19 protein-coding genes are annotated in these 17,463 nt (G+C 47.9%); 8 read left to right on the top strand and 11 right to left on the bottom strand.

Going from position 1 to position 17,463, the window contains the following annotated elements; genetic code table 11:
• Positions 1–250: 250 nt before the first annotated feature.
• The 4 genes from astA to ACR2PX_RS04115 all read left to right on the top strand — a co-directional run bounded on the left by astA (position 251) and on the right by ACR2PX_RS04115 (position 4,950).
• A complete protein-coding gene (astA, locus tag ACR2PX_RS04130) occupies positions 251–1,291 on the top strand; it encodes an arginine N-succinyltransferase (protein WP_433998097.1) in 1,041 nt (346 codons plus the stop codon).
• A 34-nt stretch (positions 1,292–1,325) separates the two neighbouring features.
• The gene (astD, locus tag ACR2PX_RS04125; protein WP_433998096.1) at positions 1,326–2,792 is read left to right on the top strand and encodes a succinylglutamate-semialdehyde dehydrogenase; all 1,467 of its coding nucleotides are present in this window, start codon (positions 1,326–1,328) and stop codon (positions 2,790–2,792) included.
• Positions 2,793–2,965: 173 nt separating this feature from the next.
• A complete protein-coding gene (gene astB, locus ACR2PX_RS04120) occupies positions 2,966–4,327 on the top strand; it encodes an N-succinylarginine dihydrolase (RefSeq protein WP_433998095.1) in 1,362 nt (453 codons plus the stop codon).
• 65 nt (positions 4,328–4,392) lie between these two features.
• Complete coding sequence (locus ACR2PX_RS04115) at positions 4,393–4,950, top strand: hypothetical protein (RefSeq protein WP_433998094.1); 558 nt, start codon at positions 4,393–4,395, stop codon at positions 4,948–4,950.
• Positions 4,951–4,959: 9 nt separating this feature from the next.
• On the opposite strand, the gene ACR2PX_RS04110 is transcribed toward ACR2PX_RS04115, so the two are convergent.
• A complete protein-coding gene (locus ACR2PX_RS04110) occupies positions 4,960–5,601 on the bottom strand; it encodes a glutathione S-transferase family protein (protein WP_433998093.1) in 642 nt (213 codons plus the stop codon).
• Positions 5,602–5,762: 161 nt separating this feature from the next.
• Here ACR2PX_RS04110 and ACR2PX_RS04105 point away from each other — a divergent pair, with 161 nt between their 5' ends.
• Complete coding sequence (locus ACR2PX_RS04105; protein ID WP_433998092.1) at positions 5,763–6,929, top strand: JmjC domain-containing protein; 1,167 nt, start codon at positions 5,763–5,765, stop codon at positions 6,927–6,929.
• Positions 6,930–6,945: 16 nt separating this feature from the next.
• On the opposite strand, the gene ACR2PX_RS04100 is transcribed toward ACR2PX_RS04105, so the two are convergent.
• The 3 genes from ACR2PX_RS04100 to ACR2PX_RS04090 all read right to left on the bottom strand — a co-directional run bounded on the left by ACR2PX_RS04100 (position 6,946) and on the right by ACR2PX_RS04090 (position 7,948).
• The gene (locus ACR2PX_RS04100) at positions 6,946–7,170 is read right to left on the bottom strand and encodes a hypothetical protein (RefSeq protein WP_433998091.1); all 225 of its coding nucleotides are present in this window, start codon (positions 7,168–7,170) and stop codon (positions 6,946–6,948) included.
• Between the two features lie 108 nt (positions 7,171–7,278).
• On the bottom strand, positions 7,279–7,647 hold the full coding sequence (locus tag ACR2PX_RS04095; protein WP_433998090.1) for a hypothetical protein: 369 nt from the start codon (positions 7,645–7,647) through the stop codon (positions 7,279–7,281).
• A gap of 52 nt (positions 7,648–7,699) precedes the next feature.
• Positions 7,700–7,948 (bottom strand): hypothetical protein, encoded by a 249-nt coding sequence (locus ACR2PX_RS04090; RefSeq protein WP_433998089.1) that lies wholly within the window; start codon positions 7,946–7,948, stop codon positions 7,700–7,702.
• Positions 7,949–8,061: 113 nt separating this feature from the next.
• Here ACR2PX_RS04090 and ACR2PX_RS04085 point away from each other — a divergent pair, with 113 nt between their 5' ends.
• A complete protein-coding gene (locus ACR2PX_RS04085; RefSeq protein ID WP_433998088.1) occupies positions 8,062–8,739 on the top strand; it encodes a hypothetical protein in 678 nt (225 codons plus the stop codon).
• A 5-nt stretch (positions 8,740–8,744) separates the two neighbouring features.
• On the opposite strand, the gene ACR2PX_RS04080 is transcribed toward ACR2PX_RS04085, so the two are convergent.
• Positions 8,745–9,794 carry a hypothetical protein gene (locus ACR2PX_RS04080; RefSeq protein ID WP_433998087.1) on the bottom strand — a complete coding sequence of 350 codons (1,050 nt, stop codon included), beginning with the start codon at positions 9,792–9,794 and terminating at the stop codon, positions 8,745–8,747.
• A gap of 139 nt (positions 9,795–9,933) precedes the next feature.
• On the opposite strand from ACR2PX_RS04080, the gene ACR2PX_RS04075 reads away from it, so the two are divergent.
• On the top strand, positions 9,934–10,776 hold the full coding sequence (locus ACR2PX_RS04075) for a hypothetical protein (RefSeq protein ID WP_433998086.1): 843 nt from the start codon (positions 9,934–9,936) through the stop codon (positions 10,774–10,776).
• A 277-nt stretch (positions 10,777–11,053) separates the two neighbouring features.
• Here the strand turns inward: ACR2PX_RS04075 and groL are convergent, their stop codons facing one another.
• From groL to ACR2PX_RS04045, 6 genes are all read right to left on the bottom strand, one after another.
• Positions 11,054–12,700: a chaperonin GroEL gene (gene groL, locus ACR2PX_RS04070; protein WP_433998085.1), complete on the bottom strand. Its 1,647-nt coding sequence runs from the start codon at positions 12,698–12,700 to the stop codon at positions 11,054–11,056.
• A gap of 55 nt (positions 12,701–12,755) precedes the next feature.
• Positions 12,756–13,049, bottom strand: coding sequence for a co-chaperone GroES (locus ACR2PX_RS04065; protein WP_433998084.1), 294 nt, complete (start codon positions 13,047–13,049; stop codon positions 12,756–12,758).
• Between the two features lie 136 nt (positions 13,050–13,185).
• Positions 13,186–13,662 (bottom strand): FxsA family protein, encoded by a 477-nt coding sequence (locus ACR2PX_RS04060; protein ID WP_433998083.1) that lies wholly within the window; start codon positions 13,660–13,662, stop codon positions 13,186–13,188.
• 125 nt (positions 13,663–13,787) lie between these two features.
• Positions 13,788–14,396 carry a hypothetical protein gene (locus tag ACR2PX_RS04055; protein ID WP_433998082.1) on the bottom strand — a complete coding sequence of 203 codons (609 nt, stop codon included), beginning with the start codon at positions 14,394–14,396 and terminating at the stop codon, positions 13,788–13,790.
• Between the two features lie 113 nt (positions 14,397–14,509).
• On the bottom strand, positions 14,510–15,247 hold the full coding sequence (locus ACR2PX_RS04050; protein ID WP_433998081.1) for a hypothetical protein: 738 nt from the start codon (positions 15,245–15,247) through the stop codon (positions 14,510–14,512).
• Between the two features lie 140 nt (positions 15,248–15,387).
• Positions 15,388–16,110 (bottom strand): HugZ family protein, encoded by a 723-nt coding sequence (locus tag ACR2PX_RS04045; RefSeq protein WP_433998080.1) that lies wholly within the window; start codon positions 16,108–16,110, stop codon positions 15,388–15,390.
• Between the two features lie 277 nt (positions 16,111–16,387).
• Between ACR2PX_RS04045 and ACR2PX_RS04040 the strand changes: the two genes are divergently transcribed.
• Entirely contained in the window at positions 16,388–17,149 is a 762-nt protein-coding gene (locus ACR2PX_RS04040) for an SDR family oxidoreductase (protein ID WP_433998079.1), read from the top strand.
• Positions 17,150–17,463: the final 314 nt, after the last annotated feature.

Genomic DNA, 17,463 nt, shown 5'->3' with positions numbered 1-17,463 from the left:
TAGAACGAGTCGAATTATTCGATGGATTCGTGAGAATAGTTGACCTATTTAATCGAATTCATCGAATAATTGGGCCGTTCTTTCTGGAATTTAGGCCGAAATAGTCTTAAGTCCGACAGGCTCCTAGGAGCCCTCATTGATCTGATTTTGTTCAGTCATGAGGCAAGCAACAATGCCGCTTGTATCATAAACGGCAATGTTCAACTCAAAAAAATCATAATAAACGACTATTGAGGCCTGACTATTTCTTATGATGATTATCAAACCCATCAAAGAACAGGACCACGAGGCACTCTGGCAGATTGCCCAGATTACCGGCGTGGGTTTCTCTTCTCTGCAACCTGACGAGGAGATGGTTCAGAAAAAGCTCGACTGGGCAGTCCGCTCGTTCAGTGCCGAAAAACCGTTAGAAGAGGCTTACTACCTGTTTGTCATGGAAGATACTGAGACAGGACAGGTAGTAGGCGTCACCGGTATTGAATCCGCTGTAGGCCTGAAAGACCCCTGGTATAACTACAAGGTCAACACTCAGGTGCATGCTTCCAGAGAGCTGGACGTCTACACCCGTATCAAAACCCTGACTCTTTGCAGTGACTACACCGGTCACTCAGAGCTTTGCACCTTGTTCCTGACCCCGGAATATCGGAAATCCTATAACGGACACCTGCTGTCCAAGTGCCGTTTTCTTTTCATGGCCGCCCATGAGCCACTCTTCGACGACAACATCATTGCAGAGCTTCGTGGTTACTCCGATAAAGATGGTGAGTCTCCCTTCTGGGAAGCCCTGGGCAGACGTTTCTTTGCAGTAGACTTTGTCGAAGCCGATCAGCAGGTCTCTCGTGGTAAATCCTTTATCGCAGAGCTGATGCCACGCAATGCTATCTATACCAACCTGCTGCCAGCCAAGGCTCAAAGCGTCATTGGCCAGACTCATCAGGATACGGTGCCTGCCAGAAAACTGCTGGAGAGCGAAGGTTTCAGATACACCGGCTATATCGATATTTTTGACGGTGGTCCGGTTCTGGAAACCGAAGTTGAAGACATCAGAGCGATCAGAGACTCCCGCCGCTACCGGGTAAGAGTTCATGACTCCGTTGATACTGACGAAACTGTCTGGCTAATCGCCAACAGTCAGTTTCGGGATTTTCGTTGCATGGCCGGACAGCTGTCGTTTGAAGGGCTGGAATCGGTCAACATCAGCCAAAAGCAGGCTGAAGCACTGAATGTGCAGGACGGTGACGAACTCAGAGTAGTACCGCTCTTCAATCCACAACGAAACAGTCATCGATAAGCAGCCCTGAGCTCATTAACATTGGAGTTAAATTATGAAAGGTTCTCTCTTCATTAAAGGACAGTGGCTTCAGGGTGAAGGTCAGACATTCAGCTCTCTGAACCCTGCCAGCGGTGAAACCGTGTGGAGTGGTGCCGCCGCCCTGCCTTCCCAAATTGACCTGGCCATTTCAGCCGCCCGTAAAGCACAGCCAGAATGGGCTGCACGCTCATTGGAAGACAGGATCAGCCTGGTTCGCAAGTTTGCAGAGTTGGTTGAAAAAAACGCGGCGCTGCTGGCAAAAACCATTGCCATGGAAACCGGTAAACCGCTGTGGGAATCCAAAACCGAAGCGGCTGCCATGAAAGGCAAAATCGAGATCTCCATCAAAGCTTATAACGAGCGCACTGGGGTCACAGAAAACGCCATGCCGGGAGCCCGTGCCTTTATACGACATAAACCTCATGGCGTCGTGGCGGTTTTTGGCCCCTACAACTTCCCGGGGCATCTGCCCAACGGACATATTGTTCCAGCCCTGCTGGCAGGTAACACCATTATTTTCAAACCCAGTGAGCTGACACCTGCTACCGCAGAAGAAACCATCAAGCTCTGGGAACAGGCAGGACTGCCTGAAGGGGTGTTGAACCTGGTACAAGGAGAGAAGGAAACCGGCATTTCCCTGGCTGGGCATAAAGGCATTGACGGCCTGTTCTTCACCGGTAGCTCCAATACCGGACGACTGATTCACCAGCAGTTTGGTGGCCAGCCCGGCAAGATTCTGGCACTGGAGATGGGCGGAAATAATCCGTTGATCATCACAGAAGTCGAAGACCGTAAAGCCGCTATCCACGACGCTATCCAGTCAGCGTTTATTACTGCAGGTCAACGTTGCACATGCTCAAGACGTTTGTTCGTTCCTGCGACAGAGTGGGGTAATGCCTTCATCGAGCAACTGGTAGAAGCCACTTGCAATATCAAGGTAGGTCATTGGAATGATGAAGAGCAGCCCTTTATGGGAGCTGTCATTTCAGAAGCGGCAGCGAACGGTATTCTTCAGGCTCAGACACGCCTGCAACAGTTAGGTGGGCAGTCACTGCTAGCCGCCGACAAATTGAAGGAAGGTACCGGCTTATTGTCACCAGGCATTATCGATGTCAGCGCCATCCAAGAACTTCCGGATGAAGAGTACTTTGGACCTCTGTTACAGGTGATTCGCTACAACCACCTCGACGAAGCCATAGAAAAAGCCAATGACACCCGCTATGGACTGTCCGCCGGCATTTTCAGTGATAGCCGCGCAGATTATGAACAATTCCTGCATCTAAGCCGCGCCGGAATCGTCAACTGGAACAAGCCCATCACCGGTGCCAGCGGTGCTGCGCCTTTCGGTGGTATCGGTGACAGCGGTAACCATCGCCCCAGCGCTTACTTTGCTGCTGACTACTGTGCCTACCCCGTTGCCAGCGTAGAAGCAGAAAGCCTTTCTCTGCCCGAGAAACTTGCTCCGGGCCTGAAACTTTAATGGATAGAGACAGGCCTATACCCATTGGATTTCAAATTGCTACTAGGCGGCAAGTTCGTGAAGCCCCGGGAGCCTACATAAGTAGGTGACTGGGGTGAGCGAAAGCAGACAACAACGTAGCAACTTGAAAGGCGATGGGTAAGGCCTGTCTGACACTTGGAATATTGTTAAGCATGAGTAAAACAGTTGAAGCGAATTTTGACGGTCTGGTAGGTCCAACTCACAACTACGCGGGCCTGTCTCTGGGCAATATAGCCTCAACCAGTAACCAGTCTGCGCCTTCTAACCCGAAACAGGCTGCTTTGCAGGGTCTGGCAAAAATGAAAGCACTGCACGACATGGGGTTGGTACAAGGGGTACTGGCTCCGCACGAAAGGCCTGATGTTTACACTTTGCGCAAGCTTGGATTCAACGGCAGTGATGCGCAGGTTCTTGCTCAGGCGTCACGACAGGCACCCAAGATTCTTGCCGCCTGCAGTTCCGCCTCTACTATGTGGACCGCCAACGCCGCCACCGTATCACCCAGCTCCGATACCACATCCGGCACGGTTCATTTCACGCCTGCAAACTTGTGCAGCAAGTTTCACCGTTCAATCGAGCATGAAACAACGGGCAATATCCTGAGAGCCATTTTCTCCAGCCAGGATCACTTCACTCATCACTCAGCTTTACCTAACACCTCTCATTTTGGTGATGAAGGTGCGGCCAATCACACTCGTTTCTGCCAGAACTATGGCGATGCGGGTATAGAGTTCTTTGTATTTGGTCAATACAGCTTTGACGACTCTCAGCCCGCACCCAAAAAATTTCCTGCTCGCCAGACAATGGAAGCCTCGCAAGCCATTACCCGCAATCATCAGCTGAACACCAGTCGTACCGTTTTTGCTCAACAGAACCCCGAAGTCATTGATCAGGGCGTTTTTCATAACGATGTGATTGCGGTGGGTAACCGCAACGTGCTGTTCTGTCATGAGAAAGCATTCCTGAATCAGGCCCAGGTCTACAACGACCTGAGAGCAGCCTACAGCCTTGAGCCAATGAACAGCCACGATGACTTTTATATTATTGAAGTACCTGAAAGTCAGATCAGAGTGGAAACGGCTGTTAAAAGTTACCTGTTCAACAGCCAGCTGCTCAGTACTTCCGATAAGGATATGACCATTGTCGTGCCCTCTGATTGCCAGAGTGATCGACAGGTAGCAATTTATCTGGAAGAACTGGTAGCGGCTGACAACCCCATTAACGACGTCAAAGTTTTCGATCTGCGTCAGAGCATGAATAATGGCGGTGGTCCAGCCTGCCTGCGACTGAGGGTCGTATTGACGCCTGAAGAGCTGACTGCCACTAATCAGGCCTGCCTGATGAACGATACGCTTTACACCACTCTCTGTGAGTGGGTAGAAAAGCATTATCGCGACAGGCTGACTGAAGCCGACCTTGCTGACCCTAACCTTCTGGTAGAATCACGAACAGCTCTGGATGAGTTGACCCGTATCTTAAAGCTGGGCTCAGTTTATCAATTCCAACAGAGGTAACTCTTGAAGCTGATTTTATCTCTGTGAATGATAAAATCAGCTCATTAACTTCACTGGAGAGAAGAATGAGAACAATAACCGTTGCCGTACTTGCTGCTGTATCCCTGGCACTTGCAGGCTGCGTCAGTGTGACCATACCTCAGGAAAAACCTCAGGTCGCTCCTTTGTCCATTACTTCTTCTCCCCTGCATCGTTTCTCTCTGACGAACTTTGATGGATTAATTTTCGAACCCATTATTCCTGAAGAAGCCGATCCGATGTTTCCAAACCGCCAGGGTGTCTATCAAAATATAGAAGTAGAGATTGCCAGGCAGCTATCCGCAAAAATGAACATTATTCCTGATCAACTCCCTCTGGCTCCCCTGATTGTTCGCTATGGCATCGCTTCGGATTCAACGGTCTCAGATGCTGAGCTGGTTCGCTTTTTTGGAACAACACCCGGACTGGTGACAGAACCTGGTCAGGAAAAACTGACCATAGCGATCGCCCTGATTCGAGCCAATACCGGAGATCCTCTGTGGAAAGGGGTTGCCCAGGGCACCGTTGTCTCCGGGCTGACCCATGAAATGCGTCTGGCCAGAGCCGAAGCAGCTATAGCCAGAATGTTTAGCAGCTTAAAATAACGCTTACACTTACTGTCTGTTCAAAAATTTGGCATCTTCTTTCATTCTTTTCTGGAAAGCCGGATGAGCCTTGACCCTCTGCAGATAGGCGGCAAAGCCCGGGTATTCTGATGGGTCAGGTTCGAACCCGGCATAACCGGCATTGATGAAGGCTGATCCGATGCTAATATCGGCCATCATCAATGATTCTCCCAGTAAGAAACCTTCTACCGGGGTAACACTTTCCAGGTAATTCAGGGTCTTCGGCATACTGTCTTTGAGGTTTTTCTGAACTTTATCTTCGTCAGTTTCCATCCCCATCATCTTCTTCACCACTCGCTCAAAGAACAACCCTTCAGCGGTTACTTTCATCAAGACAGTGTCAGCGTATTCTTCAAACCAACGGGCTTTTGCTTTCAGGACAGGATCTGCAGGGTACAGTGCAACTTCAGGGTAACGGTCTTCAAGGTATTCACAGATGACAGTGGAGTCCGCCAACGTAATATCACCGTCCTGTAATGCAGGGATTTTTTTCAGGGGACTGACTTTTTCAAAACCTTCCGGGGTATTAAAAGGAATAACGGGATCAAGCTCAAAATCCAATCCTTTCATTTCCAGGGCCACTACAACCTTGCGAACCATGGGGGAAAGTGTTGCGCCATAGACTTTCATTATAATTCTCCTTTTACTTCGAAAAGTTTTCATTCCTGAGGGGAAGAAAAATTGTTCTGTCGCTATGTCTGCTTAGAACCATCTATCCTACAGCTAAGCCAACTAATAAGGCCACTTTGTGCTAACCTTGCGGCCGTTTATTTACATTCCGATGAAATTCAATGAAACAGTCAATTCTGGGTTCCCTCTCAGCTGAAGCTTTCCTGAAAAGCTATTGGCAAAAGAAACCCCTGCTGATTCGTCAGGCCATCCCGGACTTCCAACCACCACTCTCGGCCGACGAGCTGGCGGGTCTGGCTCTGGAAGAAGAAGTTGAGTCCCGCATTGTCCTGGAAAAAGGTGAAAAGCCCTGGGAGCTGAGGCGAGGACCTTTCAGCGAATCTGACTTTACGAATCTTCCACCCAGTCACTGGACCCTTTTGGTTCAGGCTGTTGACCACTGGATCCCCGATGTTCACTCGCTGCTGGAGGGCTTTGATTTTCTTCCTTCATGGCGGCTGGAAGACATCATGATCAGCTATGCAACCGATGGCGGTTCAGTAGGCCCTCACTACGATCATTTTGATGTTTTCCTGATCCAGGCTGAAGGCAAAAGGCGCTGGCAAGTAGGCCCCGTGTATGATGCCTCTTCACCAAAACTGGAAAATACCGACCTGCACATTCTGTCAGAGTTTGAAGTATTAGAAGATTACGTCCTTGAACCGGGTGACATGCTGTACCTGCCACCAGGCGTGGGTCATCATGGGGCTGCCGAAGGGGAATGCATGACCTTATCAGTAGGCTTCCGGGCTCCCAGTCATCGTGAGATTCTGATGCAGTATACCGACTTTATTGCCGATCAGTTGCCGGAGAGCCTTCGCTATTCAGATTCCGATCAGACGTTACCTACCCGAAAGGGTGAGATTGATGAAAAAGCACTGGATCGACTGCAGCACATACTGAAGGAACACATTGAAGACCGCTCAATGCTGGCAGAATGGTTTGGCGAGATGATGACCCAACCCAAACATGAACAGCCTGTTGAAGAGCCCTGGCAGAGTTGGGAACACCTGATTGAAGAAGCTGATGACGTCGAGCTGGTACTTAATGAAGGTTCAAGGCTGGCATTCAAGGAAGAGAAAAAGTCCCTGATATTGTTTGCCGATGGCGATGCTTATGAATGCCATTCAGCCAGTACCAGACATTTGGCTCAAGAGTTGTGTCAGAACTCACAGCTGGCATCAGAGCAATGGTGTACTGTCGAAGACGAAGAAACCAGAGAGTGGCTGCTCGACTTGATTAACTCCGGCTGCATTTATCCACTCTTTGATGAAGAGGCTGAAGATTAATGGATAAAAGGGAAGCTCAGGCTTCCCTTTTATCTTCCGGTGGACCCGGGACTCTTTCCAACTGAACGTCGCGATCACTAGTCGTCAGTTTGAAGGTGACCGGACTGGACATCAAGGCTTTCCATTTTTCCTGCCAGTCCGTCTCTTCTCCGGATTCACTGAGTTCTTTTCCCACCCTTAGCAAATCTATTTTTACTTCCTGCAGTGCTTTTTTAATATCAACGAGTGAACGATCTTGCAAGTGACCCTGAATATATCCCTTCAGGTCCCCTTCTATCTCATTAAGCAAATCATCAAGATTCTCACCGGCTGATGTAATAGCATCCAGATCAGGCGGAACAAGATCCAGCTATTGACCAGATTCAAGCTGAACTCGCACTTTTCCGTCAGCGGGCTTGTATTCAGGATTGGCTTTCAGTGCCTGAACATCTTCCAGACATTTATTAACGGCCCAGTCTGTTCTCAGCGACTCGGCTTTATCTTGAAGATTACTTTCTTTGGCTCTTAAAGGTGGCTGCGACTTATCATCCAGTGGACGAGCTTTCCTATCCAGAATGGACTTACCTTTATAAGCTTGTTCATTTAACCCGGTCAGCTTTCCCTGAATATCTGACTTAGCCTGCACAGGGCCTTCGGATTGCTTATCATTAGTTCCCCCGGGAGCAACATAAGCGGGTGATCCTGCCCCTGAACGTCCCGCACTGAGATCCCCTGACATAATATTCCTCCCTGAATGTTTTTATTAGAGCTTTGCAATGAACCCTGACTACTTACTGCAACCCATTTGAACTGAAAACCACTGCCTTATTATTGATATAACTGACTCGAACCTCCCGGTCCCCGTCACGCCAGATACATTCCCTATTGCCCAGCTCATTCGAGCAACTCTCAGGCTTGCCAAGAATACCTTCCACCCTTTCAATGCTCATCCCAACATCCAGTTGTTGAAAAGCATTCTGATTAACATGAGCGCACCCGGCAGCTACTACTAAACCGGCCATTACGATTAATTTCTTCATCCTGATCACTCTTTAATGACACTGACTTTCAGTTTAGCAATTGGAGATCCTTTTAATATCCGCTACCTTGAAATATCTCTTAGGAATTATATTTAAAAGGCCATTGCTTACTTATGTATCAGAAATCCCTCTATGAACTGTGTTGTAAGCTGTCTGAACAGTACGCAAGGGAATTAACTGCGGAAGAAATTAGAAAGTATATTCATATTTATAAGCTTCCAGCCATCATGGGAGCAATCTGGTCATTTACCGGTCATTTTTACAAATGGCCCCAAACCCTGTTAGCCCGTGATGACCTTCCAGAGTCAATCAGGGCTTCCCTGGAAGAGAATCTGCAGGATGAGTTAGGCTGCCGTGGCACAGCGCCTCACACTAAACTGTTTATCGAAACAGCCAGCAGTATGGGGGTCACACTGAATGCCTGCCAACCATCGGGAAACTTCATGATTCAAACACTGAAAAATGCTCGGGAGCAGTCAGTGAGCAAAGCTATTGGTGCTTTTTTTGCCAATGAGTCTCAAGCCAAGTGGGGCGGTTTTATGAAGGCTTTCTCTGACCAGCCCGGTATTAACATGGAGTTTTTCAGGATTCACACCTGCGAAACTCTTCACAGTCAGACACTGTTGCATGGTTTTGTGGAAGAAGACATTCCCGGATTACTCAGTGGAGTCATAGAATTCTCGAAATCCCGTGCCATCTTTATGAACGCCATACGCAGCCAGATGACTGATCCAATCAACTCCATGGCAGAGAGAGACAATCAGGCTTTTTCAGGACAGTTCAATTATTGATGACACTATTTGGTTTTGCCTGTTTGAGAGGGTACAGCAGGTATTTCAGGTTGGGATCTTAACTTCTGTTTCTGTTTTTGCTGTTGCTCAGGACTCAAGGCACTGCCATTGTCGTCATTGCCCCCCGGCTTAGTCACATTTTCAGGGTGGGTTTCTGACTCATTGGGCTTGGGTTCAGAGCCCTTGGCTTTCTTCAGTTTTTCCTGGGCGGATTCAGGCAGTGGTTCTGCTACTACTCGTGTCCGATCAGATCGGTTCAACCCTTCAAAGGCCTCCAACCTCACGGGTTTATGGCGCACTTCCTTCCAGAGTTTTTCCCACTCATTGTCCTGGTCCCGTTCACCTTCTTCGTACTTATTATCACCCAGTTTGTCAGCGATCTGTTTAATAGTCCCTTTCAGTTCAGACAGTTTATTAACATCGTCATCGGCTTTGTAGCCGTCAAAGTTTGCTGCCTCATGCTCTTCCAACACTTTTTTAGCGGTATCCAATAACTCCTGAAAATCTTCCCTCTCCATGAGCTTGTCATCCCATGGAATAAGTGTGACGGGGTCTTTACCGGGCAAAGCAATTGTTACCTTGAGATCTTTGGGTGCATTCTTAGGGTTGTCCAGTGCACCCTTGGCCCGCCCTAATAGAGAAAACTCTTCATAACGGTCAGAAATCTTGCCTGCTTCGTTCAGTTTCTCTTTCTGCTTGGCCTTGAGCTCATCCTCAGACATGCTTTCGAGCTCTTGGGCCTCCCTGGCTGCCTTTGCTTCGGAAATCTCCTCTTCTTTTTCCGTCTTCTCAGGACTTTCTGAAGATGTCTCTTTGGACGGCTTTAGTCCCGGTGTTGTAGAGGGAGGATTGGTATCGGTTTTTCTGTCGGTAATAGGCACATCGGAAGTCTGTTTTTTCTGTAGCTGACTGAGCTTTGGATCGGGCGTAACAGGGCCACTGACTTTATGAGTCGGTGTATTCCCGTCCGAAGACACAGGAGCAGTGCCACCTGAATTTCCAGTAGGTACCTGAAGATGACTGTTTCCTCCTGTAACTTCCATACCACCGCTCATATTCAGCTCCAGTGCCGTTAATAGCCATGACTTGGAACATCGGCAGAGATCATTGTGAAATGAGTCGTCACATAAAAATTTATTCCTCTCACTTTATGATTGGCTATCTTGAAGTAGCTTATCTGGCTGGAGAGGCATTATGACGGCCCCGAAGAAATTGATTCAGACTTCTGTCTTGTTCTTTATCAGCTTTTTTTATGCACTCCACAGCTGGTCTGCAGACAAAGTTTTATTTCACTTCGGAGAACCGGAAGAGCATATTGCCAGTGTCGAACTGATTGAAAGTAAGTCACCGTTGCAGGCCAAAGAAACCGTGACATCAGGAGAAGAACGTCACATTAAACACCTATGCACTGGCTATTTAACTGAGGGACAATTAATCGTATCTGGAAAGCATGCAAAGAAAATCAGAAGCTTACTGAGTGGAAAAATACCCTATAAGTTCAAAAACAATGGCACAGTCAGCAAAGTCAGAATTAAAATATTCACCACCACATCGCAAAAAGGGGCGGCTTATATTGATCAAATCCCGGATGACCTGCTTAAAACAAAATGGTCAGACTACGAGCTGGTTGCTCTACCTCTTAAAGCCAGAAGCCGGGTGAAATCGAGCTGGAAAGAAACCTATGAAGTAGATACCCGCTTACCCTCTCGCAGCTTCATGACTTACCAACCTGCCAACCATGAGTACGGAGAACATGATAACGGCCAACGCACTTTGTTGACGCTTAGCTTTGATTTAGATACATCCGGAGGTTCCTGCTCGAGCACATCCTGCACACTGAAGCCCAACCTCTCAGAACAATTTGTCATCGACAGTGGAATGGATCGATTGTTGCTGGGTATGAGCAATCACTGCACTAATAGCGGATGTCCGATTAAGGAGTTCACAACCACAGAAACCCAATACCTCCGTGATATGCTTTATCTGGGATTTATCTACATTTGCCTGACAGCCATTTATGTCTCCCAGACTTTTTAAGCGTCCTATTTGTATTGACACTCAGCAGCCATGAGTCGGAAATGCCGCTCACCGGAATGCCGGACCATCCGAACCATGAAAATGACTACAGAGCCCGAAATAGCGGCATTTTCATAGTAAAGTCTGTCGGACTTATGACCATTTCAGCCTCAATTCCAGAAGGAACAACTCCAACCGTCTCCTGACAGCTGAGAAAAGCGTTTTTCAAAACCCATAAAAAAGGCTGCTTCTGAAACAGAAACAGCCTTTTGGGAGAAGCAGAGCTTCAGGGGGATGATTACATCATGCCGCCCATACCGCCCATACCACCCATGCCGCCCATATCAGGCATAGCAGGAGCAGCAGCGTCTGCTGGCTCATCAGCAACCATTGCTTCAGTGGTGATCATCAGACCAGCAACAGAAGCAGCCGCCTGCAGAGCAGAACGGGTTACTTTAGCTGGATCCAGGATACCCATCTCGATCATGTCACCGTATTCACCGGTAGCAGCGTTGTAACCGAAGGTACCTTCGCCAGACTTAACCTTGTCTACCACAACAGAAGCTTCGTCACCGGAGTTAGAAGCGATCTGACGGATTGGACCTTCCAGAGCACGCAGAATCAGTTCAACACCGGCTTTCTGCTCAGCATTGATCGCATCAACACTGATGTTGGAAAGAGCACGAATCAGGGCAACACCACCACCGGCAACCACACCTTCTTCAACGGCTGCGCGAGTAGCATGCAGAGCATCTTCAACGCGAGCTTTCTTCTCTTTCATTTCTACTTCAGTCGCTGCGCCAACTTTAACCACTGCAACACCGCCAGCCAGCTTGGCTACACGTTCCTGCAGTTTTTCTTTGTCGTAGTCAGAAGTAGAGTTTTCGATCTCAGCACGCACCTGGTCTACACGGGCAACGATGTCAGCCTGATTACCAGCACCATCAACGATAGTGGTGTCTTCTTTGGTGATAGCAATACGCTTGGCAGAACCCAGGTCTTCCAGAGTAGCGCTTTCCAGAGACAGACCGATTTCTTCAGAAATCACGGTACCGCCAGTCAAAACAGCGATATCCTGCAGCATGGCTTTACGACGGTCACCGAAACCAGGCGCTTTAACAGCAGCGACCTTAACGATGCCGCGCATGTTGTTCACAACCAGAGTAGCCAGCGCTTCGCCTTCAACATCTTCAGCGATGATCAGCAGAGGCTTGCCGGCTTTAGCAACATTTTCCAGTACCGGAAGCAGATCACGAATGTTAGAGATCTTCTTGTCAACCAGCAGGATGAATGGGCTTTCCAGTTCAGCAGACATGCTTTCCTGGTTGTTGATGAAGTATGGAGACAGGTAGCCACGGTCGAACTGCATGCCTTCTACTACGTCCAGTTCGTTTTCCAGACCGGAACCTTCTTCAACGGTGATAACACCTTCTTTGCCTACTTTCTCCATAGCTTCAGCGATGATCTGGCCTACCAGCTCGTCAGAGTTAGCGGAGATAGTACCTACCTGAGCGATAGACTTGCCATCTTCACAAGGAGTAGACATGATCTTCAGCTGTTCAACAACAGCAATCACTGCTTTGTCGATGCCGCGCTTCAGATCCATTGGGTTCATGCCAGCAGCAACGTACTTCAGACCTTCGTTCAGGATGGACTGAGCCAGTACAGTAGCGGTAGTTGTGCCGTCACCTGCCTGATCGTTAGCCTGGGAAGCGACTTCCTTAACCAGCTGAGCGCCCATGTTCTGGAACTTGTCAGACAGCTCGATTTCTTTGGCTACGGAAACACCATCTTTGGTGATGGTAGGAGCGCCGAAAGACTTCTCCAGCAGAACGTTACGGCCTTTTGGACCGAGAGTCGCTTTAACAGCGTCAGCCAGAACGTTGACGCCTTCCAGCATTTGTTTGCGAGCTTCGTCGCCGAACTTAACCTGTTTTGCTGCCATGATGGGTAATCCTTTGGAAATTTAAAACAGTTGTTATAAAATCGGGGTTCCGGGATCAGTCTTCCAGAACAGCGTAGATTTCGCTCTCGGATACGATGATCAGCTCTTCGCCATCAATCTTTACGGTGTCAGAACCAGCGTACTTACCAAAGATCACTTTATCGCCAACGATTACGCCGACAGGACGCTTTTCACCGTTGTCCAGAAATACGCCATCACCGATAGCTACTACCACACCCTGGTTTGGCTTTTCAGTAGCAGAACCTGGCAGCACGATACCGCCAGCAGAAGTGGTTTCTTCTTCTTCACGACGAACGATCACGCGATCACGCAACGGACGGATTTTCATCGATGTATCTCTCCAACTGTTTTTGCCGAAATTTCAGCAATCAACTCTTGTAAAATGGCCCGACCGGTATTGTCAGGACCGAACCCAATTATCGGTAATTCAGTAAGTAAGGGTGGCTTTTGCATTTTCAAGGGGGTCACTGAGATTTTTTTTCATCTTTCCGCTTAAATTCACCCTCAAAAGTCTGATTAATGCCCCGGTTGCTGTCGATGTCCTCGCGATAGTAATCACCTTCAAAGGTGGTTGAGGACTGTTGTGTCTGCCAGCGTCCGCTTTTAATCATTCGTCTTAGCAGCACTTTGCGAAGTGGGGGAATTAACAGAGCTACTCCGAAAAAGTCAGTAATAAAGCCCGGAATCATCAGGAATACCCCACCCAGGGCAATCATTAAGCCTTCCAGCATTTCCAGCGCCGGCATCTCGCCATGGGTCATTTTTTCCCGGGCTTTCAGCATAGTACGAAAGCCTTGACGGCGAACGACTGCCATACCGGCAACCATGCCCAGAATCACCAGGGCCAGTGTATTAAGAGCACCTATATAGCCCCCTACCTTGATCAATACGACCAGCTCCAGGGCAGGGAATAGTAAAAAAATCCAAAAAGGGAAGCGCATGGAAGCCTCCATAAACAATGGTGCTTCTTATATGGTGCTTTATGAAGAAACTTCAAGGGGGGAAAATGAAGGCTTTACAGGACAAATACACACTCATAGCATTCTGCCAAAAACCAAACGCTTATTTAAAGCGCTGTTTCTTTATGAGTCATTAGCTGTCCTAACGTCATCTGTAACAATCCCAGCAGACCCTTGCCATTCGCTTTAATCACTTTTTTGGACTGAATCGAAGACATCACTCTCTGATTTCTGCTCTTGTAGAATGGCCGTTTGCTGGGCACTACACTGAAGTTCCACCATAAAGCACTGAATAGCTCGCTATCACCGGGAATACCCATTGTTTCAAAACGAGTGTTACGCCTGGCAAGATTCGGGACTGCAACGGGTACAGTAGCCCTTATTTCCAGATCAGGGCGAAGCATACTCAAATCAGTCACTGAGTCACCATAAACGACGCCTATAACCGTTTTATCCGAATTCATGATACGACTCGTATTCAATAAGATACGCAGTGAGGTTCCTTTGTTGACCGAAACATTCTGGATATAGAAAAACGCCTCCAGTCCAGAAACCTGGGTCAGGGTAATGGTTGCCTGATAAAACGCCGAAGGAATAGGAACTGTCGCTTTTTTCTCGGCAAATCCTTCTCTATTAATTAACGTCCTGAGCGCTTTAGTAGACCACGATTCCTCTGAGTTAAAGTGTTGCTTGAGATAACCAGAAGCCTCATTCATTTTGACCTGATCCTCTAGAAGCCATTGCTCGATAGACTCGTTTACCCAGAGCTGATTTAAATAAGAATATTACAATGCAGATGCCGTCTGAATGTATCTTCCTGTTCCGGTAATCAGTGCATCAGGAATGGGGATACCCACTTGGAAGCGGATAGGCTTGAAGATTCCTCCTGAGTTAGAAACTGCATCATTCTTCTGGTTACACCGTCAACGGTTCTTATCAGCTGAACGGACTCATGCTCCTGACCTATTGGCTCTTTTGATGGCAATGACATGAAATTCCGCGACGTGTTGTAGACCAGACGCACTGAATCCGGATTGTTATTAAGAAAATCATGAAATTGCATGAGCCATAACTGCTGCAATTCTTTCAGCTGAGAGAGTGTGAGAGATTCTATTTCTGGCCCGAACTGAAAACTGCGCTGAAAAAGTGTGTCATCCAGATCGAACACCAGAAGAAGTAGAACCCCTCTTGCCCTGATCAGGGTTTCAAGCCTGTTTAAAACCTCCGCCATTTCATTGACCAGTGTGGTCATGATTTTTTCAGTGACTTCAGGATTCTGCTTTGGTGGTGGAGGCTGCTCAGGATCCTTTGGCAGCAATGTGACTTTTATCGAGGTCCGGACCAAAGCGCCGGACTTCCTTGTGGTCTCTGCCTCAATGGGGTGAGAGATTGGTTGCGATCCAGTCTGAGTTCTGGATTGTGTCGTTCCTGCTTCTATCAGTATCTCTAAGGGCCGAACTGTAGCATTGACAAGATCCTGCTTCCGATCAATCAGATCAGGCACCTGAGCCTGAAGAGTCGATACCGCTCCCGATAATAACAACATCAGAGTCACAAGGATTTTCATTCTGATCGCCCAGTAAAGAAAGCAGGTAATCAATCCTAGACCAGAAAGCTAATATTAACTTTGATGCATATTTATTAACGACAGAAGACGTAAAAAACCCCGAACAAGTCGGGGCTTTTTGTTTGTTTCTGTACCCAGTATCAGGCTACTTTCGCCATCTCAACCAGAGTCTTTCGAACCGCCATTGGCTCTTCCACTTCTGTTGGGAAAGGAATGCGAACCAGCTTGTCATTCAGCAGCAGGTGCATACCCGTGGCATCGATACCTGCCATCTTTGGCTCAACGCCTTCTGGAATTTCGATACCTGCAGCTTTGCAGTATTTAACCATGGCATCGACATGATCTTCGTTCATGTGCTTAACCATGCCATTTTCTACGCTGCCGTAGAATGGGTTTTCACGAGTCATCAGTTCGTTCTTGACCCAGAAAATCTTACCAAAACCACCGATGAAGCGGGCACGCTTCAGGTGAATACGGTAGAAGTCAAAACCATGGGTTTTGTGATAGTTGGCAGAAGGTGGGAAGAAGGCGTAGTAACGCTGCTCCAGTTCTTTCACTTCTTCACTGTCGGCTTCAATCTTTTCTGCATCGCCGATCCAGGTCAGACGGCCTGCTTTGTGGATATCGTCAACACCGCTTTGGGTGATGATCAGGGAAACCTTAGGATTAGCTTCAACGTTCTTGGTGTGCTGGGCCAGGTCACTGATCAGAATGACAGGGTTGCCGTGCTTGTCCAGGCAGTAAGGCATTACGGAACCAAACGGGTACCCGGGCACGTCATCAGAGTGAGTCGACAGAATACCGTGGTACTCATTCAAAAGTAAGTTACGTGCGTCGTGAGCGGCTTGAACCTTGGGTTCCATCTGTTTCCCCTTGTATTTGCATACCGTAGAACATACCACTTTTTTCGGTATGTAGAATACGATTCTTCAACCTTAAACCGAACCCGGCTTTGGTTGATGATTAAGACGCCTGTTCAGGCATTTTGAGGCGATTATATATTAATGAGATTGATTATCAATAAGATTATCATGCAGTATTAACCGTTATTTTGGCATTACTTTAAAAAGCCATTCATGGAGAATTCCTCAGGTTCCGTTACAATCATGGGGTGATTTTCAGGCGTAGAAGAACAAAAGAATGAATCTCAAACAAAGTAACATCCTTATCACCGGCGCAGCCCGTGGTCTGGGCAAAGCCATGGCACTTCACCTGGCAGAAAAAGGTGCCAGCCTCGGGCTGATCGATCTTGAAGGCGAAGCCCTGGATCAGGCGGTAAAAGAGTGCTCTGAGCTGGGAGCCAAAGCTATTGCCCTACCGACCAATGTCGCTAACGAACAGGAAGTTGAAAACTCAGTAAAAGTTGCCAGAGAAAAGCTGGGGCCTCTCAATGGCCTCATTAACAATGCTGGCATTCTGCGTGACGGGCTCCTGATAAAAGCCAAAGACGGACAAGTGACCGACAAACTTTCTCTGGCCAAATGGCAATCAGTCATCGACGTTAATCTTACTGGCGTATTTCTCTGTGGTCGAGAAGTGGCTGCCAGCATGATTGAATCAGGCACTCAAGGTTTGATCCTCAACATTGCCAGCATCTCTCGCTCTGGCAACTTCGGACAAACCAACTACTCAGCAGCCAAAGCCGGAGTGGTCGCCATGACCGTATCCTGGGCCAAGGAACTGGCTCGTTTTGGTATCAGGAGTGCTGCGATTGCACCAGGTATGATTGAGACTGAAATGACGCTGAGTATGAAACCCGAAGCTCGTGCAAAAATGAACGCGGGCATTCCTTCCGGGCGTATGGGCAAGCCTGAAGAGATTGCAGAAACTGTCGCCTTTATTTTTGAAAATGACTATTTCAATGGTCGAGTGCTGGAACTGGATGGTGGCTTGCGCCTCTAAAAGCCATAAGCGATAAAGGTTATTATTTTTCATGATGACGGATCTTGCCACCTTTTCCACGCAATACCATATCGATAGAAATGGTAATTAAGCATTTTCCAATCCTGAAATAATAGAAAAGACTACTTATTCTTTCTGTAGAAAAGGTATACTTACACTTCTTTTAAAATAAGCAATCCCGCTCCAAGGAGGTTGTCGCAAAAGGTAGCGAGCGCAGGCGAGACAAGGCAAAAAATGACGAAAAAGCGGAGTTTACATTCAGTAAATGAGCATTTTGAGTCATTTTTTAACGACGTATCGGCAAGCGCAGCCCT

The sequence above is a fragment of the Endozoicomonas sp. genome (genome assembly GCF_051008435.1).
In the GTDB taxonomy this organism is placed as follows: Bacteria; Pseudomonadota; Gammaproteobacteria; order Pseudomonadales; family Endozoicomonadaceae; genus Endozoicomonas_A.
This window is presented reverse-complemented; position numbering and strand designations above follow the sequence as displayed.